28 protein-coding genes are annotated in these 24,507 nt (G+C 68.5%); 10 read left to right on the forward strand and 18 right to left on the reverse strand.

What is annotated here, in order from left to right:
* The first annotated feature begins 18 nt into the window (after positions 1–18).
* Positions 19–1,383, forward strand: a complete 1,365-nt coding sequence (gene glmM / locus EAF64_RS07705; RefSeq protein ID WP_129068389.1) for a phosphoglucosamine mutase — start codon at positions 19–21, stop codon at positions 1,381–1,383.
* Here glmM and EAF64_RS07710 read toward each other — a convergent pair.
* Both EAF64_RS07710 and hisI read right to left on the reverse strand, forming a co-directional pair.
* Complete coding sequence (locus EAF64_RS07710) at positions 1,380–2,516, reverse strand: DUF7118 family protein (protein WP_129068390.1); 1,137 nt, start codon at positions 2,514–2,516, stop codon at positions 1,380–1,382. The two genes, glmM and EAF64_RS07710, sit on opposite strands and share 4 nt — an antisense overlap.
* Positions 2,509–2,883, reverse strand: coding sequence for a phosphoribosyl-AMP cyclohydrolase (gene hisI / locus EAF64_RS07715; protein WP_129068391.1), 375 nt, complete (start codon positions 2,881–2,883; stop codon positions 2,509–2,511). Before hisI ends, EAF64_RS07710 begins: the two co-directional genes overlap by 8 nt.
* Positions 2,884–3,080: 197 nt before the next feature.
* Between hisI and EAF64_RS07720 the strand changes: the two genes are divergently transcribed.
* Positions 3,081–3,596, forward strand: a complete 516-nt coding sequence (locus EAF64_RS07720; protein WP_129068392.1) for a twin-arginine translocation signal domain-containing protein — start codon at positions 3,081–3,083, stop codon at positions 3,594–3,596.
* Here the strand turns inward: EAF64_RS07720 and EAF64_RS07725 are convergent.
* The 3 genes from EAF64_RS07725 to EAF64_RS07735 form a co-directional block, all read right to left on the reverse strand.
* Positions 3,593–4,645 (reverse strand): prepilin peptidase, encoded by a 1,053-nt coding sequence (locus EAF64_RS07725; protein WP_394345750.1) that lies wholly within the window; start codon positions 4,643–4,645, stop codon positions 3,593–3,595. The genes EAF64_RS07720 and EAF64_RS07725 overlap by 4 nt on opposite strands.
* A gap of 68 nt (positions 4,646–4,713) precedes the next feature.
* Positions 4,714–5,103: a ferredoxin Fer gene (fer, locus tag EAF64_RS07730; RefSeq protein ID WP_129068393.1), complete on the reverse strand. Its 390-nt coding sequence runs from the start codon at positions 5,101–5,103 to the stop codon at positions 4,714–4,716.
* Positions 5,104–5,194: 91 nt separating this feature from the next.
* Positions 5,195–6,406, reverse strand: a complete 1,212-nt coding sequence (locus tag EAF64_RS07735; protein ID WP_129068394.1) for an inorganic phosphate transporter — start codon at positions 6,404–6,406, stop codon at positions 5,195–5,197.
* Positions 6,407–6,532: 126 nt separating this feature from the next.
* On the opposite strand from EAF64_RS07735, the gene hisA reads away from it, so the two are divergent.
* A complete protein-coding gene (hisA, locus tag EAF64_RS07740; RefSeq protein ID WP_129068395.1) occupies positions 6,533–7,255 on the forward strand; it encodes a 1-(5-phosphoribosyl)-5-[(5-phosphoribosylamino)methylideneamino]imidazole-4-carboxamide isomerase in 723 nt (240 codons plus the stop codon).
* On the opposite strand, the gene EAF64_RS07745 is transcribed toward hisA, so the two are convergent.
* Genes EAF64_RS07745 through EAF64_RS07770 form a run of 6 tightly spaced genes read right to left on the reverse strand, consistent with a single transcriptional unit; the run spans position 7,256 to position 12,289 of the window.
* Positions 7,256–8,101: a rhodanese-like domain-containing protein gene (locus EAF64_RS07745; RefSeq protein WP_129068396.1), complete on the reverse strand. Its 846-nt coding sequence runs from the start codon at positions 8,099–8,101 to the stop codon at positions 7,256–7,258.
* A gap of 54 nt (positions 8,102–8,155) precedes the next feature.
* Positions 8,156–8,341 carry a hypothetical protein gene (locus EAF64_RS07750; RefSeq protein WP_129068397.1) on the reverse strand — a complete coding sequence of 62 codons (186 nt, stop codon included), beginning with the start codon at positions 8,339–8,341 and terminating at the stop codon, positions 8,156–8,158.
* A 55-nt stretch (positions 8,342–8,396) separates the two neighbouring features.
* Positions 8,397–9,194, reverse strand: coding sequence for an ABC transporter permease (locus tag EAF64_RS07755; protein ID WP_129068398.1), 798 nt, complete (start codon positions 9,192–9,194; stop codon positions 8,397–8,399).
* Complete coding sequence (locus EAF64_RS07760; RefSeq protein ID WP_129068399.1) at positions 9,187–10,080, reverse strand: ABC transporter permease; 894 nt, start codon at positions 10,078–10,080, stop codon at positions 9,187–9,189. Before EAF64_RS07760 ends, EAF64_RS07755 begins: the two co-directional genes overlap by 8 nt.
* Positions 10,077–11,201, reverse strand: coding sequence for an ABC transporter ATP-binding protein (locus tag EAF64_RS07765; RefSeq protein ID WP_129068588.1), 1,125 nt, complete (start codon positions 11,199–11,201; stop codon positions 10,077–10,079). Before EAF64_RS07765 ends, EAF64_RS07760 begins: the two co-directional genes overlap by 4 nt.
* Positions 11,201–12,289 (reverse strand): extracellular solute-binding protein, encoded by a 1,089-nt coding sequence (locus tag EAF64_RS07770; protein WP_193767615.1) that lies wholly within the window; start codon positions 12,287–12,289, stop codon positions 11,201–11,203. Before EAF64_RS07770 ends, EAF64_RS07765 begins: the two co-directional genes overlap by 1 nt.
* Before the next feature lie 143 nt (positions 12,290–12,432).
* On the opposite strand from EAF64_RS07770, the gene hisB reads away from it, so the two are divergent.
* Positions 12,433–13,020 carry an imidazoleglycerol-phosphate dehydratase HisB gene (hisB, locus tag EAF64_RS07775; RefSeq protein WP_129068401.1) on the forward strand — a complete coding sequence of 196 codons (588 nt, stop codon included), beginning with the start codon at positions 12,433–12,435 and terminating at the stop codon, positions 13,018–13,020.
* On the opposite strand, the gene EAF64_RS07780 is transcribed toward hisB, so the two are convergent.
* Complete coding sequence (locus EAF64_RS07780; RefSeq protein ID WP_129068402.1) at positions 13,017–13,676, reverse strand: helix-turn-helix domain-containing protein; 660 nt, start codon at positions 13,674–13,676, stop codon at positions 13,017–13,019. The genes hisB and EAF64_RS07780 overlap by 4 nt on opposite strands.
* A 45-nt stretch (positions 13,677–13,721) precedes the next feature.
* A complete protein-coding gene (locus tag EAF64_RS07785) occupies positions 13,722–14,153 on the reverse strand; it encodes an SCP2 sterol-binding domain-containing protein (protein ID WP_129068403.1) in 432 nt (143 codons plus the stop codon).
* Positions 14,154–14,350: 197 nt separating this feature from the next.
* Here EAF64_RS07785 and EAF64_RS07790 point away from each other — a divergent pair, with 197 nt between their 5' ends.
* The gene (locus EAF64_RS07790) at positions 14,351–14,668 is read left to right on the forward strand and encodes an RPA12/RPB9/RPC11 RNA polymerase family protein (RefSeq protein ID WP_129068404.1); all 318 of its coding nucleotides are present in this window, start codon (positions 14,351–14,353) and stop codon (positions 14,666–14,668) included.
* A 25-nt stretch (positions 14,669–14,693) separates the two neighbouring features.
* On the opposite strand, the gene EAF64_RS07795 is transcribed toward EAF64_RS07790, so the two are convergent.
* Together EAF64_RS07795 and EAF64_RS07800 are read right to left on the reverse strand one after the other, a co-directional pair.
* Complete coding sequence (locus EAF64_RS07795; protein WP_129068405.1) at positions 14,694–15,491, reverse strand: SDR family NAD(P)-dependent oxidoreductase; 798 nt, start codon at positions 15,489–15,491, stop codon at positions 14,694–14,696.
* A complete protein-coding gene (locus tag EAF64_RS07800; RefSeq protein WP_129068406.1) occupies positions 15,491–16,591 on the reverse strand; it encodes a mandelate racemase/muconate lactonizing enzyme family protein in 1,101 nt (366 codons plus the stop codon). Before EAF64_RS07800 ends, EAF64_RS07795 begins: the two co-directional genes overlap by 1 nt.
* 142 nt (positions 16,592–16,733) lie before the next feature.
* Between EAF64_RS07800 and EAF64_RS07805 the strand changes: the two genes are divergently transcribed.
* Entirely contained in the window at positions 16,734–17,237 is a 504-nt protein-coding gene (locus EAF64_RS07805) for an amino acid-binding protein (RefSeq protein WP_129068589.1), read from the forward strand.
* Between the two features lie 62 nt (positions 17,238–17,299).
* Positions 17,300–17,611 (forward strand): 2Fe-2S iron-sulfur cluster-binding protein, encoded by a 312-nt coding sequence (locus EAF64_RS07810; RefSeq protein WP_227738917.1) that lies wholly within the window; start codon positions 17,300–17,302, stop codon positions 17,609–17,611.
* A 1-nt stretch (position 17,612) separates the two neighbouring features.
* Here the strand turns inward: EAF64_RS07810 and EAF64_RS07815 are convergent, their stop codons facing one another.
* Positions 17,613–18,992: an RAD55 family ATPase gene (locus tag EAF64_RS07815; RefSeq protein WP_129068408.1), complete on the reverse strand. Its 1,380-nt coding sequence runs from the start codon at positions 18,990–18,992 to the stop codon at positions 17,613–17,615.
* A 99-nt stretch (positions 18,993–19,091) separates the two neighbouring features.
* Between EAF64_RS07815 and EAF64_RS07820 the strand changes: the two genes are divergently transcribed.
* Positions 19,092–19,688, forward strand: coding sequence for an IMPACT family protein (locus EAF64_RS07820; RefSeq protein WP_129068409.1), 597 nt, complete (start codon positions 19,092–19,094; stop codon positions 19,686–19,688).
* A gap of 153 nt (positions 19,689–19,841) precedes the next feature.
* Here EAF64_RS07820 and upp read toward each other — a convergent pair whose 3' ends face one another.
* On the reverse strand, positions 19,842–20,516 hold the full coding sequence (upp, locus tag EAF64_RS07825) for a uracil phosphoribosyltransferase (protein ID WP_129068410.1): 675 nt from the start codon (positions 20,514–20,516) through the stop codon (positions 19,842–19,844).
* A gap of 70 nt (positions 20,517–20,586) precedes the next feature.
* Complete coding sequence (locus EAF64_RS07830; protein WP_129068411.1) at positions 20,587–21,273, reverse strand: type 1 glutamine amidotransferase domain-containing protein; 687 nt, start codon at positions 21,271–21,273, stop codon at positions 20,587–20,589.
* Positions 21,274–21,375: 102 nt separating this feature from the next.
* Between EAF64_RS07830 and EAF64_RS07835 the strand changes: the two genes are divergently transcribed.
* Both EAF64_RS07835 and katG read left to right on the forward strand, forming a co-directional pair.
* Positions 21,376–22,101 (forward strand): DUF5828 family protein, encoded by a 726-nt coding sequence (locus EAF64_RS07835; protein WP_129068412.1) that lies wholly within the window; start codon positions 21,376–21,378, stop codon positions 22,099–22,101.
* A 141-nt stretch (positions 22,102–22,242) separates the two neighbouring features.
* Positions 22,243–24,408: a catalase/peroxidase HPI gene (gene katG / locus EAF64_RS07840; protein ID WP_129068413.1), complete on the forward strand. Its 2,166-nt coding sequence runs from the start codon at positions 22,243–22,245 to the stop codon at positions 24,406–24,408.
* The last annotated feature ends 99 nt before the right edge of the window (positions 24,409–24,507 follow it).

Raw genomic sequence — 24,507 nt, forward strand, 5'->3', positions numbered from 1 at the left:
CGTCCGGAGCGTCTGGTGATGGAAATCTTCGGGTCCAGCGGCGTCCGCGGGGTGGCAAACGAGTACCTCAACCCCGAATTCGTCTGCAACATCGCGCAGGCTGCCGGCTCGGTCTGGGACGCCGACGCCGTCGCGCTGGCCCGGGACACGCGAACCACCGGCGAGATGCTGGGCAACGCCGCCGCCAGCGGCCTGGCCAGCGTCGGGTCGGACGTGCACCGACTCGGTGTCGTCCCGACGCCCGGACTGCAGGCCTACTGCGAGCGAGTCGGCGTCCCCGGCGTGATGATCACCGCCTCGCACAACCCGCCCCAGTACAACGGGGTGAAGCTCGTCGGGGCCGACGGGATCGAGCTCTCACGGGGCACGCTCGAACGCGTCGAGGAGCGCCTGCTCGCCGAGGATTTCGCCGCGGTCGCCTGGAACGAGACGGGCCGGGAGGAGCGGATCGACGACGCCCGGGACCGCTACGTCGAGCAACTGCTTGCCGCCGTCGACCGCGAGCGCATCGCCGCCGCCGACCTGACGGTGGCGCTCGATCCCGGCCACGGTGCGGGCGCGCTCACCAGCCCCCGGATCTTCCGGGAACTCGGCTGTGAGGTGGTCACCGTCAACGCCCAGCCGGACGGCCACTTCCCCGGCCGGGACCCCGAACCCGTCGCGGAGAACCTGGCCGATCTCGGACGGCTGGTCCGGGCAGCCGACGCCGACGTAGGGATCGCCCACGACGGGGACGCCGACCGGGCGATCTTCTTCGACGAGAACGGCGAGTTCATCGAGGGCGACGGGGCGTTGGCGGCGCTGGCGGCCGCGGAACTCGACGCGGGCGACACCGCCGTCTCGGCGGTCAACGTCTCCCAGCGGCTGGTGGACGTGGCCGACCGGGCCGGTGCGGCTCTGTCGCTGACGGCCATCGGCAGCACGAACATCATCACGCGCATCCGGGACCTCCAGGCCGACGGCGAGTCGGTCCCCGTCGCCGGCGAGGGCAACGGCGGCATCCTCTTCCCCGACTACCGGATCACCCGGGACGGGGCCTACACCGCGGCGCGCTTCCTCGAACTCCTGGCGGCGAAACCGGCGAGCGAGGTGATCGCGCCCTACGACGATTACCAGTTGCTCCGGACCGACGTGAAATACCAGACCGACGACGAGCGCCGCCGCCTGCTCGACGCCGTCGAGGCCGTCGCGCGAGAGGCCGACGCCACCCTCGACACCACCGACGGCTACCGGCTGGACTACGGCGACAGCTGGGTGTTGGCCCGGCCCAGCGGGACCGAGCCGGTGATCCGCGTCTACGCCGAGTCACAGGACCCCGCGCGGTCGGCCGATCTGGTCGAACGGATGCACGAAGCCATGGTCGCCGCCCGCGACGGGGACTAACCCGGCAGTTCCGAGAGCGTCGCCGCCAGTTCCTCGCGTGCCTCCCGCGTGGCGTCCAGCTCCGCCTGGACCGCGCCGGACTGGAGCCGTTCGCGCTCCGCGTCGTCGAGTTGCTCGCGAGCCTGCGCGCTCTTGCGGAGCCGCTCGTAGTCCTCGCGGTCGGTCAGCGCCCGGACGGTCCGGGCCATCGCGACCACATCCTCCGGCGCGAACCGGCCCGCGACCTGGATCAGCTCCCGGGCGAGAAAGCGCAGTTCCTCGGCGGGCGGCGGCGGCCACGAGACGGTCAACGGGCCACCGTCCAGCCGCCGGAGGTAGGTCTGACTGGCGCCGATGGCCGTCTTCAGCGCCGTCGCGTCGTCGACGTAGTGGTCGAGTTTGGACTTGGAGTAGTCGGCGTAGTCGAGCAGGGTGGGGATCGGTTCGGTCCCCGGCGGGTGGCTCTCGATGTAGTCCGTCAGCTTCGCGGGCGGCTGGCGGTAGTCGACGAGCGGGAACGACGCTGTCGTCTCGACGAACGCCAGCACGTCCCGGGCGCTCGCCTCGCGTTTGAACGCACGGAAGGCCGACTCGACGGCGTCGTTGTAGGACTCGATGGGCTCGCGCAGTCGCTCGACCGGGGCGTCGAGGTCGGTCTCGCCCATCGCGACGAGGGCGTCGAGGTCGGCGATCCGCTCGTCGAGCTCTCGCACGCGACGTTCGGCACGGGTGCGCAGTTCCCCGTACCGGCTCCGGGTGGCCTCGCGCTCCTCCAGGAGGGCGGCGTCGTCGGCGGCCGGCGAGAGCGCCGTCCGGGCCCGCTCGAAGTCCGACTCCGTGAGCCGGCGCTGCTGCATGATGTCGTCGACCTCCTCGAAACACTCGCGGTGGGGAAGGTCCGCGGGGAGGCTGTCGACGAACTTCTCCATCTCCTCCTGGAACTCGATGAAGACCCTGAAGTCGCCGTCCCCGGTCGCCTCCTCCTCGTAGTCGTCGAACAGTTCCTGGAGCCGGTCGTACTGCTGGGCGACGGCTTCGAGATCGCCCGCTCCGCGCTCCTCGACGCGAGCCCGTGCGTTCTCGGCCGCGCGGTGGGCCGATTCGAGGTCGTCGATCAGGGCCGCCACGTCGTCGGGGCCCGCGCCGTCACTCATCGTACACGTCGTCGGGGTCGAACACCCGGTCCCCGACGACCTCGCCGTCGATGGTACGGTAGAAACACGAGCGATACCCGGTGTGACAGGCGCCGCCCTCCTGTTCGACCAGGTACAGCAGGGAGTCGCCGTCGCAGTCGACCCGGATCTCCTCCACAGTCTGGATGTGGCCGCTGGTCGCACCTTTCTCCCAGAGTTCGTCGCGACTGCGCGAGTAGTAGTGGGCCCGCCCGGTCTCGCGGGTCCGCTCGACGGCCGCCCGGGTGACGAAGGCGAGCATGAGCACCTCTCCCGAGGTCGCGTCCTGGGCGACCGCCGGGAGCAGATCCTGCTCGCCGAAGGCTAACTCGACGTCGGCGTTGTCCATACGTCCCTCTGTGACCGTGGTACCGATATGCTTTGTGTCGCCGTCGCCGTCCGTCGATATCATCTGTGAAGTCGCGCCCGCCTCGATTTCAGAACTGATTATCGCGCCGAAAAACCCGGTAATTCTTGCTCTCTGAGTTCTCAGAAACTGTAATCGGGTGTGAGGATTGAAGCCACTGCGAGACGGAGCTTTCGTCGATGGAACGCCGGAGGTTTCTACAGCGCGGGGCCGTCGGAGTTGCCCTCGGGACCGTCGGCTGTCTCGGCAGCGGTGGTGAGGTCGTCGTGACGGTCAGTCGTGAGGTGTCCGTCCAGCCCGGGACCGGCTGGATCAGGGAGATTCCAGACGTGTCCGACCCCGGCGGCTCGATCTCGTACATCTCCCGGTCGCAGGTTCCCTTCGACGTGTACTTTTTCACCAACAAGAAGCAGATGCAGCGATACGACGCCTACACCAACGGCGAGGATCCGGAGAAACGACCGACCGGCAACCGCGACATCGGGCGCACGGCCACGGAAACCACCGGCGGCGAGTACAAGGCCAGTACGAAAAACGACGGTGGCCGTCAGACCATCGACGAGGCCGGTCCCTACTACTTCGTCCTCGACCACTCGGACTACCCGGCCGCCGGCGGTGCCTGGCCGAGCGACATGCCGAAACGCCGGACGATCTACCTCGATCTGACCGTCACGCGACAGCGATTCGGGCTCTAGAAGACGCCCAGCCCCTCGATCACCGCGTACAGTACGTCCCCGTAGCTCAGTCCGAGCAGGAGGCCCAGGAACATCGGCACGAGGAACGGGATGCCCGGCGTGATCCACACCTCGTCGTCGGCGGTGAGGACCGTGAGCCCCTCCCGCAACTGTTCGGGCGTCGTCCCGTACGCGCTCCCCTCGATCTCCTCGAAGAACCGCTCGGCTCCCCAGGGATCGGTGATCTCTCCCTCGTCCGGTCGGGCCTCGTCGTCGGCGTCGACGGACGGATCGTCGGCCCCGGCGTCCTCTTCGGGCCTCGCTCGGCCGCCGTCGGGCACCGCGATCGCGCCGTCGCCGGGCGGGTTCGTCTCCGCTGGAATACTCGCCGGATCGCGGAACTCCTCGGGGTCGGCCCGCAACGCCGCGAAGCTCGCGCCCCGCCAGGCCAGGTACATCCGGAGCGCGTCCAGGTCCAGCCCGCGCCGGGTGAAGCCGTCGGGCGTCTGGAGCAGGCGGCCGTACTCCTCGGTGACCCGTTCCGTGGCGACCGGGCGGCCGATCACCATCGCCTTGGCGACGTGACCCCCGGCCGCGTTGCGTAACGTGAGCGCGACCGGGTAGAACAGCCCGACGACGACCGTATTCGAGAGGACCGTCATCGCGAACACGCCCAGCGTCGGGACTACCACCGGCAGCGCGAAGTCCGGAAACAGGTACGTCGGAAAGGTGGGGAAGAGGACGGCGAGCGTGATCAGCGCCTTCGCGTCGGCGCCGCCGAACCCGCCGATCCACCAGAAGCCGTAGGCCAGCGGGATCACGAACCCGAGGCTGATCGTCGTTCGCAGGAAGTACGCCTGCTGGTTGACGTAGCCTACCGTCGTCCCCGTCCAGACCTGCCAGGCTTCCAGTGCGAGCGCCAGCAACGCGACCCCGAGCAGGGGGAGCCACGTCCGGTTGGGAACCCGCCGGGTCTTCACGTCCCGCCAGGCGGCCCAGCCGAGCACTGGCACGGCTACTAACCGTAGCAGATCCGGGACCGACGCCGTCACGAAGCCAGTCGATACCACACCCGGCCCCAGCGACGGCTAGACAATAGCGTTTGCGAACGGCTCGAAACGGAAAGGCGAGAGCCGCGTCAGATGACGCGGTTCTGCAGGTAGTCGAGGTGCTTCGCGTTGTAGACGATCCGAACCTCGTCGGCGTCGGGGCTGCCGATACAGGTCAGGCGGACGTTCTTCTCTTCGACTTCCTCGTCGCTGAGGATCTGCTGCATGTCCATGTCGATCTCGCCGTCGACGACGATGGCTGCACAGTTGGCACACGCGCCGGCACGACAGGAGAACGGCCAGTCGTAACCCTGGGATTCGGCGGCCTCGAGGATGTACTCGCCCTCGTTGACATCCAGGCTGCCGTAGTCCTCGTCGTCGAGGTCGGCGTCAGCGGCCTTGTCGAAGGTCTCGCTGTCGTACATGTCCCAACCGTGATCGTCCAGTACTTCGTAATTAAGGTACTCTACCGTGGGCATCAACTCTCTCGTTCGGCCCCCTGACTGTTAGACTTTGCTGTTTTCGGGTTCCCCCGATGAACAATTATGCCGGATTTTTCCGGCTGCCTGGTCAGAACACGGGTACGAACCGGAAGAGCAGGTACGACGCGACCGTCGCGATGGCCGGGACGATGTTCTGCAGCAGGATCACTCGCGCGGTGGTCGCCGGCTCGAACAGGTCCGACGCCTTCGGCAGGTCCTCGGGTTCTTCCTCCCCGATGGCCTTGTGTCCGGTCGCTTCCGGCGTGCCGCCCTGGCCGCCGACCGTCGGAGCGTCGTCGGACTCGGCCGCCAGCGCACCCGGTGAGACCGCCGGCTGATCGCCCCCGCCCCGGACCGCGTCGCCGATGGTCGCCGTCCGGGTCGCCCGCCCCCAGCCGAGGCCGACGATGCTCATCGTCGCGATGATGACGAAACTGGCCGGCACGCCAAGCGCCGACAGCACCGTCACCAGCGTGGAACTGACGACGGCGACGACCAGCGCCGCCAGGATCGGCAGGTCCGTCAGGTCGTTGCCGACGGTGTCCATCGTTCGCCGTGCGATGGTGAACGCGCCCAGCCCGATGGCCGCCCCGCCCAGTAGGACGCCGTCGTAGAGGCCGAGCGAGCCGCTGCCGACCAGCGGCGCGACCGCGTTGGCGACGTTCGAGGCCCCCGCCGAGAACGCCATGTAACAGCCGATGCCGACCACCGACAGCGTCCCCACGAACTCCCGGCGGGTCGTCCCCGGCCCCAGCGCGGGCCACGGCATCGACCCGGAGCGGTCGAGCACGAGCAGCGAGCCCTCCGACTGGGAGATGGCGAACGACTCGACCAGCCGCGGGTAGAAGTACCGCCCGATGACGCCACAGACCCAGAACGCGAGGACGGGGGCGAACAGCCACCAGGAGACGATCTCACCGATCTCCGCCCAGTTGAGGTTCCCCTGGGCCAGTCCGAGCCCCGCGATGGCGCCCACTGCCGTCATCGACGTGGAGGCCGGCACACCCACGACGTTCGAGAGGAAGAGCGCGAACCCGATAAAAAAGAGGACGGCGATCGACGTCCCCAGCGTGAACGCGCTCTGGGGCACGATCTGCCCGCCGAGCGTCTTGACGACCTCCGTCCCGACGGTGACGCCCCCGAGGAGCGCGAAGCCCGTCATCAGCACTGCGGCCCCGATCTTCGAGATCGTCCCAGCCCCGACTGCGGGGCCAAAGGCCACCCCCGTGGAGGACCCTCCGATGTTGAATCCGACGAATACGGCCACGAGAAGCCCGACCAGGAGGAGGGCCGATACCATGTGCGGTCCTGTGAGTGCCGTCGATTAAACGATGGCGTTTCCGGCGACGATCCGTCGTCAGTGACGTCGGCACCGTCGCCCCCCGCGACCGACACGTTTTCCGCACTCGGCCGCCCAGTCGAGCGTATGTTTCCCGAGTTCGAGGTCGTCCCCGCCGTGGACATGCAGGACGGCCAGGTGGTCCAGCTCGTCGGCGGCGAGCGCGGCACCGGCACGGAGTACGGCGATCCCGTCGAGGCCACCCGCCGCTGGATCGAAGCTGGCGCGCGCACCCTCCACCTCGTCGACCTCGACGGCGCGTTCGAGGGCGAGCGCGAGAACGCCCCCGCCGTCGACGCCATCCTCGACGAGGTCGACGTGGACGTGCAACTGGGCGGTGGCATCCGCACCGTCACCGACGCCACCGACCTGCTGGACCGGGGCGTCGACCGCGTGATTCTGGGGACCGCCGCCGTCGAGACCCCCGAGATAGTCGAGGAGATCGGCGCGGCACACCCCGGGAGTGTGACGGTCAGCCTCGACGCGAAAGACGGCGAAGTCGTCGTCTCGGGCTGGACCGAGGGCACCGGCCTCGACCCCGCCGAGGCCGCGACTCGCTACGAGGACCTCGGCGCTGGCGCGATCCTGTTCACCGACGTGGACGTAGAGGGCCAGCTCGAAGGTGTGCGGACCGATCCCGTCCGGCGCGTCGTCGAGGCCGTCGACATCCCCGTGATCGCCAGCGGTGGGGTGGCGACCATCGAGGACGTGCGGGACCTGAAAACGGCAGGCGCGAGCGCCGTCGTCGTCGGCAGTGCGCTCTACGAGGGGCAGTTCACGCTCGAAGAGGCGATGGCGGCGGTGGAGTAGCTACGCTCGCGTCCCGCTAACGACGGCACCGTCCCGGGTCACGACGCCGCCAGTCAGCGCGCCGAGGGGCTTCGTGACGCTGTAGGCGGGTGTCTCGACGGTGATCGGCGTCTCGTCGGTGACGTCCGAGAAGTGCAAGACGAGTTCGTAGGTGCCGTCCGATCCGATAGGGTGTGCTTCCTCCTGGCCCCCGTCTGCCGTCCGGGCCCAGGCGTACTCGCCGGCGCTCGCGGGGTCGGCGGCCCCCTCGATCACGTAGCCGTAGGGCTGGTACTCGACGTCGTCGCCGGCCATCGGGTAGTCCAGGCGGTGCCACTCCCAGAACCCCTCGTCGATGGCGTACACTTCCTCGTAGCCGTTCCGGTAGAACTGGGCCGCTCGCATCGACGAGAGGTGGTGCGGACAGCCACAGTAGGTCACGATCCGGTCGCCCTTCGGCCAGGCCGTCGCGGGGTCGTCCTGGCTGCCGCTGGCCGGACTGAGGACCGCGCCGGTGACGTGTGACGTGGCGTACTGTCGCTCGCCGCGGGCGTCGGCGAACCGTGCCTCTCGCCGGCGGTACCAGTCGTAGGCCACGTCGATGGGCACCAGCGGCACCTCGATCCCCTGGTCGTACGCGATGGTGTCGAACGACGACGTGTCCACGTCCGGCGCCGGCGGCGTCTCGTCGATCACCGACGGATCGGGATATCCGTCGGCCTCCGACGATATCGACTCGGGCGTCCCGCTGTCGGTCCCGGCACTCCCGGTTCCAGCGTCGGTCGGCGTCCCGTCCGATGACCCCCCTGTACACCCCGTCAGGCCGGCGGCGGCCCCCACCGCCACCAGCAATCGACGGCGATCCATGTCAGTAGTCCCGCACTGTGGGGGCAAAACGATGACGCCTGCCGCGCTCGCCGGTCAGGTCCGGCCCTGTCGACCGCCGGGACGGTCGACACGGCCACGTGGACCGGCAAACCGCGGGACAGCGAGCAGGTACGCGCCGGCCGCGAACAGAAGGAGTGCGACGGGCAGTGTCGGACCGGCGTCGACGAACAACACTCCTGTGACCGCCACGAGCACGCCGAGCACGTCGCGTTTGTGCATACCAGTGTGGTGAGCGGTCGCACACAAATAGCTCAGTCAGACGCCTGTCATCGGCTCAGGTGTCGGCGGCCAGTCGGTCGAGGCCGACGAGCACGCCCGCGACGACGATCAGCAGCGTCACGGCGACGATCAGGATCGTCGAGACGACGCTGACCAGCGGGTCCAGCCCCTGTCTGAGCGAGTTCCAGGCCTGCACCGGGACCGTCCGGGTGTCGGGCCCGGTGAGAAAGAGCGCGATGACGAACTCCTGGAGGCTCACGACGAACGCGACGAGCGCGGCGACGACCAGACCCGCCCGGACGTTCGGCACCACCACCGTCGCGAACGCTCTGGTCGGTCCCGCGCCGAGGTCCCGGGCCGCCTCGTGGAGTCGCCAGTCGAACCGGCTGAACGTCGCCTGCATCACCGAGAACGTCAGCGGCGTCGCCCACAGCGAGTGGGCGATCACCAGCGCGAGGTAGCTCTGCTGGAGGCCGAACCGGCTGAAAAACGTCAGCATCGTGATCCCGATGACGACGCCCGGGACCAGCAACGGCAGGACCGCGAGCCCGACGACGGCGGTCCGGCGACGGCCTCCGAGTCGCCGGACGGCCAGCGCCGCCGCCGTGCCGACGGCCGTCGAGACGCCCATCGTCCCCGTCGCCACCACGAGGCTGTTCGCGACCGACCGGACCCAGAGCGGTTCCCCGGGGAACTGCAGGAACCACGCCAGTGACAGCTGCTCTGGGGGAAAGACCACCGATCCGGAGGCGTCGAACGCCGTCGCCACCACCAGCACCAGCGGGAGCGCCAGGAACGCGAACGACAGCCCGACGGCTCCCCGAAACAGCCACCGCAGGGCCCGCTCACGCATCGAGCAACCCTCCGTCGCCGCCCAGTCGCCACAGCGCGGCGAGCAACACCGCGAACACCACGACGATAGTGACGACCGACAGCGCCGCCGCCGCCGGCCAGTCGAACCGCGTGAGCAACAGTCTGGAGATCAACACGCCCGTGGTCTGTTCGCTCCCAGAGCCGAGCAACAGCGGGCCCGCGTACGCGCCGACCGACCAGGTGAAGCTCACGACGCCGGCCACGGCGATCCCCGGGCGGGCGTGAGGCAAGACGACCTCCCGCGCGGCTCGTTGCCGTGTCGCCCCGAGGTCGAGTGCCGCTTCGACGAGCCCGCGATCGAGCGTCGACAGCACCGCGTACACCGACAGGATCGCGTACGGCACGACGATGTACAGCTGTGCCAGCACCGCCCCGGTGAGGTTGTCGATCAACAGGAGCGGCTCGGCCACGACGCCGAGCCCGGTCAGCAGGTCGTTGACGACGCCCCGGGGCGAGAACACGAGCACGACGGCGAACAGCTTCACCACCATCGTGGTGAACAGCGAGAGGACGGCCCCGCTCAACAGCACGGTCTTGGTCCAGCCCGTCGCCTGCCAGGCGGCGTAGGCGTAGGCCGTCCCGATCGCGACCGACAGCGCCGTCACCAGGACGCCGAACCCGAGCGTGAACCCGAACACGTCGTGGACGAGCCCCGTCTCGAAGACGTACTGGTACCCGTCGGTCGCCCAGGACCCCTCGACAAACGCGCCGTCGGGCGTCTGCGCGGTGAAACTGAGCCGGAGCAGATAGCCCATCGGCACCAGGAAGACGCCGACGTCGAGGACGAGCAGCGGCACCAGCAGGAGTGCTGACCGCCAGCGCGCGGGGAGCGTGGGTGCCCGAATCCAGCCGTCGCGAGTGCTCATCGGCACCGCTCCCCGGCCGTGTCGAAGTAGACCGCCTCCCCGGGCGACCACCGGAGCGCCAGCCGGTCGCCGGCCGCGACCGTGAGCCCCGTCGCCACCGGTTCCTCGACGAACAGGTCGGCATCGCCGACCGACAGTCGGATCCGAACGTCCGATCCCCGGTGGATGGTCTCGGTGACGGTCCCGGTCACGGTGACGGTGTCCGCACCGCCGTCCTCGACCGCCGTGGGCTCGGACCTGGACCCGGTGGTCGGGTGCTCGACGGTGAGCCGTTCCGGCCGCAGGGAGACGACGACCGACTCGTCGACCGCGAGGTCGGCCCCGTCGATGGGTGCCCGAAACCGGACGCCCAGCGGCGTCTCCAGCATCGGCCGGTCGCCCGCGCCGGCGACGCGACAGGACAGGAAGTTCGTCGACCCGAGAAACGACTCGACGAAGCGGTTCCGGGGGTCGTCGTACACCGTCGCCGGCTCGCCGACCTGCACCAGCCGGCCGTCGTTCATCACGCCCATCCGGTCGGCCAGCGTGAAGGCCTCGTTCTGGTCGTGGGTGACGTACACCATCGTCGTCTCCAGCCGATCGTGGATGTCCGTGAGCTCCAGTTGCATCGTCTCCCGGAGGCGTCGGTCGAGGTTCGAGAGTGGCTCGTCGAGCAAGAGCAGGTCCGGATCGACCGTCAGCGACCGCGCCAGCGCCACCCGCTGTTTCTGTCCGCCGCTCAGCGCCGCCGGTGCCGCGTCGGCGTACTCCGCGATCTCGACGAGTTCGAGCCGCTCCCTGGCTCGCTCCCGGCGCTCCGTTTTGCCGACGCCCTGCATCTTCAGGCCGAAGGCCACGTTCGCCAGGACGCTCTTGTCGGGGAACAGCGCCCAGTCCTGGAACACGATCGAGCAGTCCCGCTCGTGTGGCGGCCGGTCGGTCACGTCCGTGCCGCCGATGGACACGCGCCCCGCCGCCGGTGTCTCGAAGCCCGCGACCGTCCGCAGGATCGTCGACTTGCCACACCCGCTCGGCCCGAGCAGGCAGAACAGTTCGCCGGTCTCCACGCGCAGTGACACGTTGTCGACGGCAGTCAACTCACCGTAGCGCGTCGTGATCCCGTCGAGTTCGAGCATGGTGATCAGCTGTTCTGGACCAGTTCCCGGAACCGTTGCTCCCACTCCGGGGCGTAGTCGGCAACGCGGGCGAAGTTCTGGAACGCGACCGTCTGCAGGTCCTCGTTGGTCGTCGGCACGTTCTCCCTGGTCAACTCGGGGTACTCGGCCTCGGTGTTCGCCATCCCCAGGTTGAACTCCTGGGCGTAGGCGGTCTGTGTCTCCGGCTTGATGAGGAAATCGAGGAACTCCTCGGCCGCCTCGCGGTCGTCGGTCCCGCGCACGATCTGGTAGTAGTCGACGTAGCCCGTCGTCCGCTCGGGCACCGTGATCCCGAGGTTCAGCGTCTCCGTCGAGCGGTCCTTTGCCGTCCCGTAGGCGAAGAAGTTGTGCCCGACGGTCGCCAGTCCCTGGCTCAACGCCGTCCACAGCCCCTGGGACCCCGAGTAGAACGTCTCGACCGGGACGTCGTCGACGATGTCGAACAGCCGGTCTTCGGTCGACTGGTCGTACACCTCCTCGGCCAGCGGCTGGTCGTCCGAGATCAGTGCGGCCATCATCAGCAGTTTGAGCCAGTAATCGCTCGGGAGCGCGACGCCGGTCGCCGCCTCCGAGCGGATGTCGGCCCACGACTCCGGCGTCCACTCGATGGCATCCTCGTCGTAGACGTAACAGTGGACGCCATAGGCGACCGGCACGGCCTGCTCGGCCGCCGGAAACCCGCGCAGTCGGGACTTGAGCTGGTCGCTGTGCGTGAGGTTCTCGTAGCGAACCGGCGTCCAGAGGTCGTTCTGACGGCCCCGGTAGTGTGTGCGACTCACCCCGACGGTCACGTCGAACGGCGGATCGTCGGCCGGCGACTGGCGGATCTTCGAGAGGATCCCCTGCCAGTTCCCGACGACCTCCAGCGTGTTCCCCGTCGCCTCCTCGTAGCGTGGCTTGACCACGTTCTTGAAGATCGTCTCGTTCGTCCCGCTCCAGGTCGAGACCCGGAGGACGCTCGAACTCCCGCTGGAGCCGAGACAACCGGCCGTGGTGATCGCCGCGGCTCCACCCGCCGCGAGGAAGGATCGACGAGAAACCGGGACCGACGACCCATTCGTTCGCTGAGACATCACACATAGCTTGGCTGCGAGCATGATAATTCCCCTGATCCACTGACGGCGACGAGTCGGATCCGTCACACGCCGGCCCCGCCCCGTGGCGACGCGCTCCCCGCCCCGAAACCACCTTATGCCCGGCCCGTCTCCCTCGACGTATGAGCGACCGGACGGCGGCGGTGACCCGTGAGACCGCCGAAACCGAGATCGAGGTGACCCTCGACGTGGACGGCGACGGCGACGCGACGGTCGATACCGGGATCGGCTTCTTCGATCACATGCTGGAAGCCCTCGCCAAGCACGGCCTGTTCGACCTCACCGTCGACTGCGACGGCGACCTGGAGATCGACGACCACCACACCGTCGAGGACGTGGCGATCACCCTCGGCCAGGCCGTCGAGGAGGCGCTGGGCGACAAACGCGGCATCCGCCGCTACGCCGACCGCAAAGTCCCCCTCGACGAGGCCGTCGCCGAGGTCGTCGTCGACGTGTCGGGCCGCCCGTTCTTCGAGTTCGACGGTACGTTCGCACAGGCACAGGTCGGGGAGTTCACCAGCCACATGGGCCAGCACTTCCTGCGCTCGCTGGCGACGAATGCGGGGCTGACGCTGCACGCTTCCGTCACCGGGGAGAACGCCCACCACCAGGTCGAGGCGCTGTTCAAGGCGCTGGCACGGGCGCTGGACGACGCGACCCGGATCGACGACCGCCGGAGCGACACGCCGAGCACGAAAGGCGAACTCTAGGACTCCGCCAGCAAGGCGTCCAGCAGGACCGACTCGGCCCGCCGGAGCAGTTCGTTCGCGGTACTGGGCGCACAGCCCAGTTCCTCGGCGACGGCCTCGAAGGAGGTGGCTCGCGGCGTCTCGTAGTAGCCCAGCTCGTGTGCGACCAGCACTGCCTCGCGCTGGCGGTCGGTCAGCCGGCCGAGATAGCCCGGTTCGTCGGGCGTGTACTCGCCGGTCCACTCGATCTCGACGGCGATCCGGTCGATCGCCTCGGCGAAGGCCGCCTGGAGCGCCGCCTCCGTGCCCGCCACCGTCACCCGCACGCCCCGGTCCGTGTACCGGAAGGGTGGGTCGAGCAGGAGGGCGTAGGACTCGGCGATGGCGAGCAACTCGCTCAGCGTCTCGCGCTCGCTGACGTGGACGAACGCGAACAGCTGGCCGTCGCCGCCGTCGATCACGTCGTAGTCGTACACGTCCGCGCGGTCGCGGAAGACCGCGTCCAGCGCCGCGGCGTCGTCGCCGGCCAGCCGGTACAGGAGCGCGTAGGTCCCGTCGCTGTGCCACTCCAGGGCGACCAGCGCCTCCCGGCGGACCCCCTCGACGCTCCCGATGGCCGCGTCGACGCCCGGGAACGCCTGCCCGTCGGGCAACAGCCGGAGTTCGACTGCGCGCATCAGTATCCCCTCACGATACCTGCTGTCATGGGTCTGTTCCCCGGCTCAGTACTCGAACTCGGTGTCGACGGCGGCGGCCTCCTCTGTCATAACGACGGCCGCGTCGCTGTACTGGAGGGTCCGCTGCATGTCGCCGTCCAGCTCGAACTCGCCGCTCATCAGCCCGTCGATGGCTCCCAGGTCCTGCCGGAGCAGCCGCTTCCAGGTGCCGTACTCGCCCCGGAATGCGAAGCCCCAGTCCACGCCGTCGGGGTCGTCCGTCCGGAATGCGTCGGTACACACGCCGTCTTCCAGACCGACGAAGAAGTACAGATCCTCGCCGTCGTAGGTGTCGTCGGGCCGGATGTGAAAGAGGAAGTCGCCGTTGAACTCGACGCCCCAGCCCTCGCCGACCTCGCTGTACTCCTCGGACTCGTTCAGTCGCTCGCCCCACGCGTCGATCCACTCGTCCGCGTCACTCGGTAGTGCGAGTGCCATACCTGCTGACTCGCCGCCCGACCCGTAGCGATTCCCGCTAATCGAGCCGTGTCTTTATGAGCGACAGCGTGTCGGAGAAAGCGTCCCACGCACTGTCTGGACACGTCTCATCAGGAACTCGTCACGAGCGGGTACCCGAAATTCACGACGGATCGGAAATTAATACATATATCCGACACCCGTGTACTCCGCCGTATATGCGATTCTGTGACGAGTGTGGTTCGCTGATGCACACGGAGGGCGACACGTGGGTATGTCGCTCCTGTGAGAACGAGGCGCCGCGGGACTCGCAAGCAGAAGCGGCGATGACGACCCAGGACGGACAGCAAGACGACGGGGCACCCGACGTGGCCGACGCGACCCAGGACTCAACCGAGACGATGCAGGAGCCCTGTCCGGCGGCCGACTGCGACAGCGACCGGGCCTACTACGAGATGCTGCCGAAGCCGGGCGGTTCCTACGAGGTTCGGCTGTTCACCTGCGTCGAGTGCGGGCACAAGTGGCGCGAGTCCTGACGGCGCATCCCGCGAACCCCGCCGCTTACCGGGCCAGCCAGCCGCCGTCGACGGCGTAGGTGTAGCCGGTGCAGTAGCGGGCGGCCTCGCTGGCGAGGAACAGGGCCATCCCCTGGAGCTCCTCGGGTTCTGCGATCCGGTCGACGGGCGTCTCGGCCTCGATCTCGTCGGCGATGTCCTGCCCGACGCGGCTGTCCTCGTCGAGGTAGCCGCCGCCGATGTTCGTCCGGGCGTGACTCGGCGCGATGGCGTTGACGCGGATCTCGGGGGCCCACTCCGCGCCGAGGGTTCGCGTGAGGTTGACGACGCCGCCCTTCGAGGCGGCGTAGGCCGGGTTGTACCCCATCGCGTCGCTGCCGACCAGCCCGTAGACGGAGGCGGTGTTGACGATCGACCCGCCCGAGTCCTGCTCGGCCATCGCACGGGCGGCGTAGAGATCGGTGAGCCACACCCCCCGGAGATTCACGTCCACGATGCGGTCCCACTGGGCCAGCTGGTAGTGCTGGGCCGGCCGTTCGAGTTCGCCGATGCCCGCGTTGGCGAAGGCGGCGTCGAGGCGGCCGAAGCGCTCCAGCGCCGCGTCGACCATCCCCTCGACGGCCGCCTCGTCGGTCACGTCCACTTCGAGGGCCAGCGTCTCGGCCCCCGTGTCGGCTTCGAGGTCGTCGGCGACCGCCTGCGCGCCGTCGTGATCCAGGTCCGCGACGACCACGTCCGCGCCGGCCTCGGCCATCGCGGTGGCGAAGGCACTCCCCAGGCCGCCCGCCGCGCCAGTCACCAGCGCGACCGACCCGTCCAGCCGGAACTCGTCGAGCACTCCCATTATTTGCCCTCCAGCAGGTCCCGATCCAGTTCGACGCCCAGTCCCGGCCCTTTCGGCGGCGTGACGGTGCCGTCCTCGGCGGCGAACTCGCCGTGGATCGGTGCCGACCACGCTTCGGGCGTCCACGGCGGATCGTGGGGGAACTCACACCAGTCGGCCCCGATCGCCGCCATCACGTGCAGGTTGGCGGCGAAGCCGATGGCGTTGGTCCAGGTGTGCGGGACGAACCGCACGCCCTGGTTCCGGGCGGCCCCGGCGACCTCGACGGCCCGCTTGATCCCGGTCACCAGCGCCGCGTCGGGCTGGAGCACGTCCACGGCGTCGTGGTCGAGGAACTCGTACAGTTCCTGGGGCCCGGCGTTGAACTCCCCGCCGGCGATGGGAACCGCGGCGGCGTCGCGCAGGCGCGCGTATCCCGCGTAGTCGTGGCGGGGCAGTGGCTCCTCGAACCACTCGATCCCGCCGATGTCGGCCAACTCGCGGGCGACCGCCTCGGCCTCGGCGACCGACCACTGGGTCTCCTCCTCCATCACGCGGACGGTCCACCCCTTGTTCGCGTCGACCATGAGCGTGAGATCTGGGAACGCCTCCCGGACCGCCCGCACCACGTCGAGGTCGGATCGCTCTGCGATCCGGAGTTTGACGGCCTCGAACCCCTCGTCGACGCGGTCTTGGACGTACTCGATGCGCTCGTCGGCGGGCTGGACCTCGCCGGTGCTGGCGTAGGCCCGGATCGGGTCGTCGCTCCCGCCGAGCAACTCGTAGACGGGCTTGCCGGCGTCCTTGCCGACGATATCCCACAGTGCGAGTTCGAGGTGCCACGGCCGCGGGCCGATCAGGTCGACCGTCTCCAGTTTGCGCACGATCCCCTCGACGTCGTGGGGGTCCTCGCCCTGCAGGAAGAGTGAGAGCGGTGTGGCGTAGTCGAGGCCGCCGGCGAAACTCGGGCTCGCGCTGATGCCCGTGATGCCGGCGTCGGTCTCGATCTCGAACACCTCGGCCTCGTGGCTCCCCTGCGGGTAGCCCGGGATCCAGTTCGGTCGAAAGCTATCCGCCAGTTCGTGGCTGACGTGGTGTTGCGTGACTCCGGTTATCTGCATCTCGTGTCCCCGTCGTCGCCGCCACTGGTACCGGTTCCCACGAATCGGGACGCGTCTTTATCAGCCGTGGGGCACGGTTTCGGCCGTCGCCCGAACGGTCCGATGCCAAGACATAGTATGGTCGGCGGTCGTCTTGATGAGTATGTTCGCGGAGATCATGGAGAAATTCGAGGGCAGCCCCTCCCAGCAGGCGGTGATTCGACTCCTCCTCGAACGGGGCTTCTCGGTCAACGACGACGGGCGGGTCGTCTCGGGCGGCATCGAGATCCCCAACACCGGTATCGCACGGGAGATCGACGTGGACCGGCGGGTCGTCGACTCCACGACCGACGCCATCCTCGCCGACGAACAGTTGCGGCGCATCTTCCAGAACATCTCCCAGATTCCCAGTCTGATGGACCTGGCACCGGTGCTGGACCTGCACGTCCTGACCGTCGACGTCTACGACACCGAACAGCCCGGCATCGTCGCCGAGATCGCCGGCATGATCGCCGACGAGGGCATCTCCATGCGTCAGACCGTCTCGGAGGATCCCGAGTTCGCCGTCGATCCCAAACTCTACATCGTGACCGAGGAAGCGCTGTCCGGCGATCTCCTCAACGAGATCCGCGACCTCGACTACGTGCGCAAGATCGAGTTGCAGTGACCGACCAGTCGCCGCCCCTCGACGGTGACGGCCCCGACGGCGCGACCGACACCGCCGAGACCGTGACCGTCACCGTCCGGACCGACGACGGGACCCGCCGACTCACCGCGCCCGTCGGTGCCGTCCTCCGGGACGTGTTGCGCGACGCCGGCATCTCTCCCTACACTCGCTACACCGAGCGGTTGAACTGTGGCGGCCGCGGGATCTGTGCGACCTGTGGCGTGCGGATCCGGGAGGGCGAGACCGAACCCGACCACTGGCACGACCGACTGGCCGACCGGTTCGGCTACCCGCGACTCTCCTGTCAGTACCGGCTGACGCGGGACGTGACCGTCGAAATCCCGGAGAAACGCGTCTGGGGCGGCCGCGAGTGAGTCAACGCAACTGGACGTACGGCGGGTCTTCGAGCGGTTCGACGACGCGGGTGTGACCGGGCGTCCCGGCGGGGGATTTCGGGACCGAGAGGTACTGGAGTTCGTCGCTCCCGCGCCAGGTGCGAATCACCTGGTCGGCGACGCCCGAGAAGAAGGCGGTGAGGCGGTCACCCGCCACCGCACGGTCGCCGGCCAGCACCAGCGTGAGGTCGTACTCGCCGTTCATCAGGTTGCCGTCGGCCCAGTAGTAGAGCTGTCGTGACTCGTTTTCGGTGACGAGGTGAGCCATCGCCGAGTGCTCGATGATCGCCACGGCCTCCTCGACCCGGCCGCCCAGTTCCGCGACCAGCGTCCGGAACGCCTCCTGGATACTGCCCTCCTCCTCCTGCAGGACGACGTTGTCGGTGTCGAGGCCGGCGACGACCGGTTCGTTCGGACTGCGGCTGATGGGATCGATCAGGTACAGCAGGTTCCGGTCCATCAACTCGGTGACCGGAGCGACCGCTTCGGAGAGCAGGGCGTCGACCCGGTTGACGAGCGTGCCCGGTGCGGTCACCAGCACAACCGGCGCGTCCTGTTCGACGGCGCGGGCGGTCAGCGCGGCGGTAAAGGGCCAGTGGTCGGCCGTCCCGTCGTGTTCGAAGAGGGTGGTGCCGTTGCGGACGAACCCGCCGGTGAGGTCGTCCAGCGTCGGGATGCCGGTCCGGAAGGGATCCTCGTGGGTTGCCCACTCCCGGGACGCCACGGTGACACCGTCCTCGTCGTGGTGGAGTGTGTGCCGGCGGGTATCGTGGTCGCGACTCCGAAGCTTCTCGACCCGACAGAACGGTCGGGCGTCGCCCTCGATCTCCTCGCGCCAGCAGTCGACGACGCCGTGGGCCAGGCGGGCGACCGACTCCGGTTCGTCCTCGGTGGCGGTCAACACCGCCGTCGTCTCGTGGTCGTCGAGGCGTTCGAGCAGGTGAAAGCGGCCGTGGCGGCCACGCTCGCGGTCGGGCGCGAGTTCGACCAGCCCGCCGGCCCCGTCGACGACCAGCCGGTCCCACTCGTCGTCCGAGAGCCGTTCGATCAGCGAGCCGAAGGGGATCGTGTCGGCACCGTCGGCCGTGACGAAACGGACCCCGCCACCGCTGGTGTCCCGGTGGATGGCCGCCAGCGTGACGCGCTCGGCCGGGTCCAGCGACGCCCGGACCACTCCGAGTGGCTCGTCGGTGGTCACGTACAGGCAGTCTTCGTCCGCGGCGACCCCGGTATCGAGAAACTGCATCGCGAGGCGGCTCTTCCCCACGCCGGACGGACCGCGGAACAACAGCGTCCGGCCCTCGGGCACGCCCCCGCCGAGCATCTCGTCGAGCATTTCGTCGCCGGTCGACCGTGACATACCCCCAACAGTGTGCCGAATCGACAAATAAGGTCGGCACGCCTCGGTCCGGAAAACGACGGCGGAAGGGGTTTGACCCCCGCCCCGCTATCCCCGGCAGTGACGGAGCGCTACCGGACCCTCGCCGGCCGCGGCGAGGCCGCCTTCGAGATCAAGGGCTCGGAGTTCGTCGGCCACGCCGCCCCCGCTCGCGACGTCGAGGCCGCCGAAGCCTTCGTCGCCGAGATTCGCGAGGCGTACGCCGACGCGACCCACAACGTCCCGGCCTACCGTGTCCGGACAGACCCGCTCACCGAGTGGGCCTCCGACGCCGACGAGCCTTCGGGCTCGGCGGGCAAACCCGCACTGAACGTCCTCCAGGGCGAAGAACTGGAGAACGTCGTGGCCGTCGTCACCCGCTACTACGGTGGGACGAAACTCGGCGTCGGCGGCCTGGCCCGCGCCTACTCCGAGGGTGTGAAAGTCGCCGTCGAGGACGCCGGGATCACCGAGCGCCGTCCCCACGAGTCGTTCTCGATAACGGTCGAATACGACGACTCCGGAACCGTCCGCGGGATCCTCGAATCTGCGGGCGTCGAGTTCGACGCCGACTACCGGGCCGAGGTGACCTTCGACGTGCGCGTCCCGGTCGCCGACGCCGCCGCCCTCCGGGACCGAATCCGGAGCGCCACCAGCGGCCGCGCGGCCATCGAGTGAGACGCTATCGCGTGCCACTCCGACCCGAATCGGCCCACACATAAGTAGCCGAACTGGTGTTCGGATGCAGATTACAGTTCGGCTGCAGTCGTGCGGTTTTCCAGGTGAAACGAGGGGGTTTCGACGCGCGTCGACAGCACACACACTGACCTGTCAGGTGGTGCGGAACGCGCGGTCGCCGGCGTCGCCGAGGCCGGGGACGATGAAGCCGTCGTCGTCGAGGTGGTCGTCGATGCTGACGGTCAGCAGGTCGGCCTCGGGGAACTGCTCGGCGACGCGGGTGATCCCGGCGGGGGCGCTGACCGCCGAGAGGACCAGGAGGTTGTCTGGGTCGCTCGCGGCAGTGACCCGCTCCAGCACGGCGGTCATGGTCGACCCGGTCGCCAGCATCGGGTCGGCGACGATGACGGTGTCCTCGGCGGTGATCTCCGGCATCTTCTCGTAGTCCACGTCGATGGGGAACTGGCCGTCCTCGTCCATCCCCGCCGACTCGTCGCGGCCGGCGCTGATGACCCCCTGTTTCGCGTGCGGGAAGGCCTTCAGGAGGCCTTCGACGAAGGGGGTGGCCGCCCGGAGGACGTTGACGATCACCACGTCGTCGAGGCCAGTGACGCGCTCGCCCATCGTGTCGGTCAGGGGTGTCTCGACCTCGACGTACTCCGTACTCATCGCGCCGTCGATGATCTCGTAGCCACAGATACGGCCGAGTTTCACCAGCCCCTTCCGGAAGGCGACCTGTTCGGTCTCGACGCTGCGCAGGTCCGACAGGGTGTGTTTCGCCAGTGCGTGCGTGACGAGGTGCGCGTCGCCGCGTCGTTCGATGGCCATACTGGCCGTGTCACCGCCGACAGCATAAAATCGGACGGATCGCGGCCGCTGTGCTGCCGACCAACCGCCGTCAGTGCTCGACGCCCATCTCTTCGAGCAGCGTCACGGCGGCCGCGTGCGAGGACGGCGGGCCGCGCGCGGTCACGAGGTCGCCGTCGACGGTGACGGCGGTGTCCTCGTCGAGGTGAGGATCGAAGTTCCCACCCGCCTGTCGCACCTCGTCTTCGACCCAGTAGGGGAGCTTTCGCCCGTCGGGCATGTTGTCGTTCTCGTCGACGATGCCTTCCTCCCAGGCGTTGGGGAAGCCGGTCACGTCGCGACCCTCGACCAGGAACTCGCCGTCGGAATCGCGGGTGAAGGCCATGATGCCGGCGGCGTGACAGACGACGAGTGCCTTGCTGTCGCCCTCCTCGACCGCCGTCCGGAGGGCGGCGCGGGCGTGGCGGTCCTGATTCACGTCCCACGCGGTGCCGTGGCCGCCGGGGAACACGACTGCGCCGTACTCGCTGGGATCGACCTGTGCCAGCGGTGTCGGGTCGGCCAGTCGCTCGTCGGACTCGGCCACCTCGCGGACGTGCTCGGCGGTCTCCTCGCCGACCTCCTCGGGGTCGACCGAGCGTTCGTCGATCACCGGCTCGCTCCCGCTCGGGGTGGCGACCTCGATGTCGAGCCCCGCGTCGGTGAGCGTGGTGAGCGGTTCGACACATTCCTCGCCCCAGTAGCCCTCTTCGCTGACGACGAACAGTGCGGATGGCATAGCGACCGCCGTAACAGTGGGGAGCAGAAAAACCCCTGTCAGCACGTCGTCCCTGCCGGGGGGAAAAGGTATATCCCGTCGTGCCTTACCTGCGAGGAACCGATGGAAGAGAGTGTCTCGGGGTTCAAACAGCGCGGCCGCTGGGTCGACGTGGTGGAACACGGCGAACGTATCATGCGCGCGCTGACGGACCTCGCCGAAGACCCCGACGTCGACGCCGTCGAGGAGGATGCACTGGCGGAATTCGACGACTGGCGGCCCAAGTCCGACGAACGACTCGACGACCACGTCAACGAGAAGACCGCCGAACAGGCGAGCGTCGGTGAGGGCGAGGGCGAGAAAGCCGGCAAAGACCCCGACGAGGACCTCCAGAAGGCCGGCGAGAAACTCACCGAGTCCTACGAGAAGCTCGACGACGACCCGGACGAGGCCGTCGACAAGTGGGGCGAGTCGATCGGCCACGTGGCCCGCGCCGCCGACTCGGCCGGGCGGAAAGCCCTCCGGGCCGTCGAGGGGGCCGTCTACAAGAACGTGATGACCCAGATCGCGCCGTACTACTTCGACAACGAACTCGTCAGCGCCAACCTCCAGCGCGCCGGCCGCGGCGACGCACCCGAGTACGTTTTCGAGGTCAACGTCAACGACGACGACCTGAAGATCCGGGTGTCGAACAAACTCGCCGACTACGAGCAGTCGGTCGACCGCTGGCACGTCGACACGCCCAAAGACACCGACGCCGTCGCCGCCGCCGAGGGCGTCGACCCGCCCGAACCCAGCGACGATCTCGTCGCCGAGTCCAACGAACCCGCCCCCGACGACGGCGAGTGAGCAGCCACGCCGTGACACCACCCGGTGCCGCCGCCCTTCGGATTTAAGCAATATATTTTCCGAATACAAAAACGAAGACCGCGGAACGCAACCAATAGCTTTGTAATCGCGGAACACGACTGTTTGTCTGTAGACCACTCTATGACAGAGGATACGCCATTCCCGACGCAGAACAGGTCCCCGCAGGACTGGTGGCCGGAGATGCTCGATCTGTCGGCCCTCGACCAGAACGCGCGTGACGCAGGGCCGTACGACGACGATTTCGACTACGCCGAAGCCTTCGAGTCCCTCGATTTCGAGGCGGTCAAGGAGGACATCGAGGCGGTGATGACCGACTCCAAGGACTGGTGGCCGGCCGACTACGGTCACTACGGTCCGTTTTTCATCCGGATGGCGTGGCACAGTGCCGGCACGTACCGGACCTCTGACGGTCGCGGCGGGGCCGCGGGCGGCACCCAGCGGTTCGCACCGCTCGGGAGCTGGCCCGACAACGCCAACCTCGACAAGGCCCGGCGCCTGCTCTGGCCGGTCAAACAGAAGTACGGCCGGAACCTCTCGTGGGCGGACCTGATCGTCCTGGCCGGGAACGTCGCCATGGAGTCGATGGGCTTCGACACCTTCGGCTTCGCCGGCGGGCGCGAAGACGAGTTCGAGCCCGACGCGTCCACCGACTGGGGTCCCGAAGACGAGATGGAGACCTGGGACCGATTCGACGAGGAGGACACGCTGGAGGACCACCTTGGCGCGACGGTGATGGGCCTCATCTACGTGAACCCCGAAGGCCCCGAAGGGGAGCCCGATCCGGAGTGGTCCGCCGAACGCATCCGGGAGTCGTTCGGCCGCATGGCGATGAACGACAAGGAGACGGCCGCACTCATCGCCGGCGGCCACACGTTCGGGAAGGTCCACGGTGCCGACGACCCCGACGAACACGTCGGTCCCGAGCCCGCGGCCGCACCCATCGAGGACATGGGCCTGGGCTGGGAGAGCGACTACGGCGAGGGCAAGGGCGACGACACCATCACCAGCGGCATCGAGGGCCCCTGGAACTCCACGCCGACGATGTGGGACACCTCCTACCTCGACAACCTGCTCAACTACGAGTGGGAGGTCGAGGAAGGCCCCGGTGGCGCCCACCAGTGGACACCGGTCGACGAGGACGCGGTCGAAGACGCACCCGAGGCCCACGGCGACGGCACCCAGACCCCGATGATGCTGACGACCGACGTCGCCCTCAAGAAAGATCCCGACTACCGGGAGGTCATCGAGGAGTTCCAGAACGACCCGATGGAGTTCCTCGACGCCTTCGCGAAGGCCTGGTACAAGCTCATCCACCGCGACATGGGCCCGCCCGAGCGGTTCCTCGGCCCGGAAGTCCCGGACGAGACCATGATCTGGCAGGACCCGCTGCCGGACCGTGACTTCGAGCCAATCGGCGCGGACGCCGCCGCACAGCTCGAGGAGGAACTCCTCGATTCGGACCTCTCGACCTCACAGCTGGTCAAGACCGCCTGGGCAGCCGCGGCGACCTACCGCGACAGCGACAAGCGCGGCGGCGCCGACGGCGCGCGCATCCGACTGGAACCCCAGCGCAGTTGGGAAGTCAACGAACCCGAGGAACTGGCGGCCGCGCTGGAGACCTACGAGGAGATCCAGGCGGAGTTCAACGAGTCCCGGTCGGACGGGACGGCCGTCTCGCTCGCCGACCTCATCGTGCTGGGTGGCAACGCGGCCATCGAGCAGGCCGCGAGCGAAGCCGGCTACGACATCGAGGTTCCCTTCGAGCCGGGTCGCGTCGACGCCGAGGCGGAGTGGACCGACGAGGAGTCCTTCGAGGCGCTCGAACTGGACTCGGACGGCTTCCGGAACTACGTCGGCGGCGAACACAACCGGAAACTGGAGGAACTGCTGGTCGACAAGGCCGACCTGCTCGACCTGACTCCCGAGGAGATGACCGTGCTGGTCGGCGGCATGCGCACGCTCGGTGCGACCTACGGCGACTCCGACCGCGGCGTCCTCACCGACGACACCGAGTCGCTGGACAACGACTTCTTCGTGAACCTGCTCGACATGCAGTACGACTGGGAACAGGCCGACGAGGCCGGGCAGGTCTACGAGGGCTACGACCGCGAGACGGGTGAGCAGGCGTGGGAGGCCACCCGCTTCGACCTCATCTTCGGGTCGAACGACCGGCTCCGCGCCATCGCCGAGGTCTACGCGTCCGAGGACGGCGAGGAGCAGTTCGTCCAGGACTTCGTTGAGACCTGGCACGAGGTCATGACGCTGGACCGGTTCGACCTGGAGTAACCGGCCGTCCGAACGCGTTTTTCAGCTTTCTTCGTCGAACAGCCCCGCCGAGTGGTATCGTTCGCCCGTGTCCGGCAGGATCGCGACGGTCACCTCTTC

The sequence above is a fragment of the Halorientalis pallida genome (assembly GCF_004118325.1).
GTDB classification, from domain to species: domain Archaea; phylum Halobacteriota; class Halobacteria; order Halobacteriales; family Haloarculaceae; genus Halorientalis; species Halorientalis pallida.

Bases quoted from the DNA above. Each gene is read 5' to 3' on its own strand.
- EAF64_RS07790 (WP_129068404.1), top strand. From the start codon at position 14,351: ATGCGATTCTGTGACGAGTGTGGTTCGCTGATGCACACGGAGGGCGAC.
- EAF64_RS07795 (WP_129068405.1), bottom strand. From the start codon at position 15,491: ATGGGAGTGCTCGACGAGTTCCGGCTGGACGGGTCGGTCGCGCTGGTG.
- upp (WP_129068410.1), bottom strand. From the start codon at position 20,516: ATGGCCATCGAACGACGCGGCGACGCGCACCTCGTCACGCACGCACTG.
- EAF64_RS07755 (WP_129068398.1), bottom strand. From the start codon at position 9,194: ATGCGTGAGCGGGCCCTGCGGTGGCTGTTTCGGGGAGCCGTCGGGCTG.
- hisA (WP_129068395.1), top strand. From the start codon at position 6,533: ATGTTTCCCGAGTTCGAGGTCGTCCCCGCCGTGGACATGCAGGACGGC.
- EAF64_RS07815 (WP_129068408.1), bottom strand. From the start codon at position 18,992: ATGTCACGGTCGACCGGCGACGAAATGCTCGACGAGATGCTCGGCGGG.
- EAF64_RS07745 (WP_129068396.1), bottom strand. From the start codon at position 8,101: ATGGATCGCCGTCGATTGCTGGTGGCGGTGGGGGCCGCCGCCGGCCTG.
- hisI (WP_129068391.1), bottom strand. From the start codon at position 2,883: ATGGACAACGCCGACGTCGAGTTAGCCTTCGGCGAGCAGGATCTGCTC.
- EAF64_RS07805 (WP_129068589.1), top strand. From the start codon at position 16,734: ATGTTCGCGGAGATCATGGAGAAATTCGAGGGCAGCCCCTCCCAGCAG.
- EAF64_RS07785 (WP_129068403.1), bottom strand. From the start codon at position 14,153: ATGGCACTCGCACTACCGAGTGACGCGGACGAGTGGATCGACGCGTGG.
- EAF64_RS07750 (WP_129068397.1), bottom strand. From the start codon at position 8,341: ATGCACAAACGCGACGTGCTCGGCGTGCTCGTGGCGGTCACAGGAGTG.
- EAF64_RS07830 (WP_129068411.1), bottom strand. From the start codon at position 21,273: ATGCCATCCGCACTGTTCGTCGTCAGCGAAGAGGGCTACTGGGGCGAG.
- EAF64_RS07835 (WP_129068412.1), top strand. From the start codon at position 21,376: ATGGAAGAGAGTGTCTCGGGGTTCAAACAGCGCGGCCGCTGGGTCGAC.
- glmM (WP_129068389.1), top strand. From the start codon at position 19: ATGGAAATCTTCGGGTCCAGCGGCGTCCGCGGGGTGGCAAACGAGTAC.
- EAF64_RS07760 (WP_129068399.1), bottom strand. From the start codon at position 10,080: ATGAGCACTCGCGACGGCTGGATTCGGGCACCCACGCTCCCCGCGCGC.
- EAF64_RS07735 (WP_129068394.1), bottom strand. From the start codon at position 6,406: ATGGTATCGGCCCTCCTCCTGGTCGGGCTTCTCGTGGCCGTATTCGTC.
- hisB (WP_129068401.1), top strand. From the start codon at position 12,433: ATGAGCGACCGGACGGCGGCGGTGACCCGTGAGACCGCCGAAACCGAG.
- fer (WP_129068393.1), bottom strand. From the start codon at position 5,103: ATGCCCACGGTAGAGTACCTTAATTACGAAGTACTGGACGATCACGGT.
- EAF64_RS07780 (WP_129068402.1), bottom strand. From the start codon at position 13,676: ATGCGCGCAGTCGAACTCCGGCTGTTGCCCGACGGGCAGGCGTTCCCG.
- EAF64_RS07800 (WP_129068406.1), bottom strand. From the start codon at position 16,591: ATGCAGATAACCGGAGTCACGCAACACCACGTCAGCCACGAACTGGCG.
- EAF64_RS07710 (WP_129068390.1), bottom strand. From the start codon at position 2,516: ATGAGTGACGGCGCGGGCCCCGACGACGTGGCGGCCCTGATCGACGAC.
- katG (WP_129068413.1), top strand. From the start codon at position 22,243: ATGACAGAGGATACGCCATTCCCGACGCAGAACAGGTCCCCGCAGGAC.
- EAF64_RS07770 (WP_193767615.1), bottom strand. From the start codon at position 12,289: ATGTCTCAGCGAACGAATGGGTCGTCGGTCCCGGTTTCTCGTCGATCC.
- EAF64_RS07720 (WP_129068392.1), top strand. From the start codon at position 3,081: ATGGAACGCCGGAGGTTTCTACAGCGCGGGGCCGTCGGAGTTGCCCTC.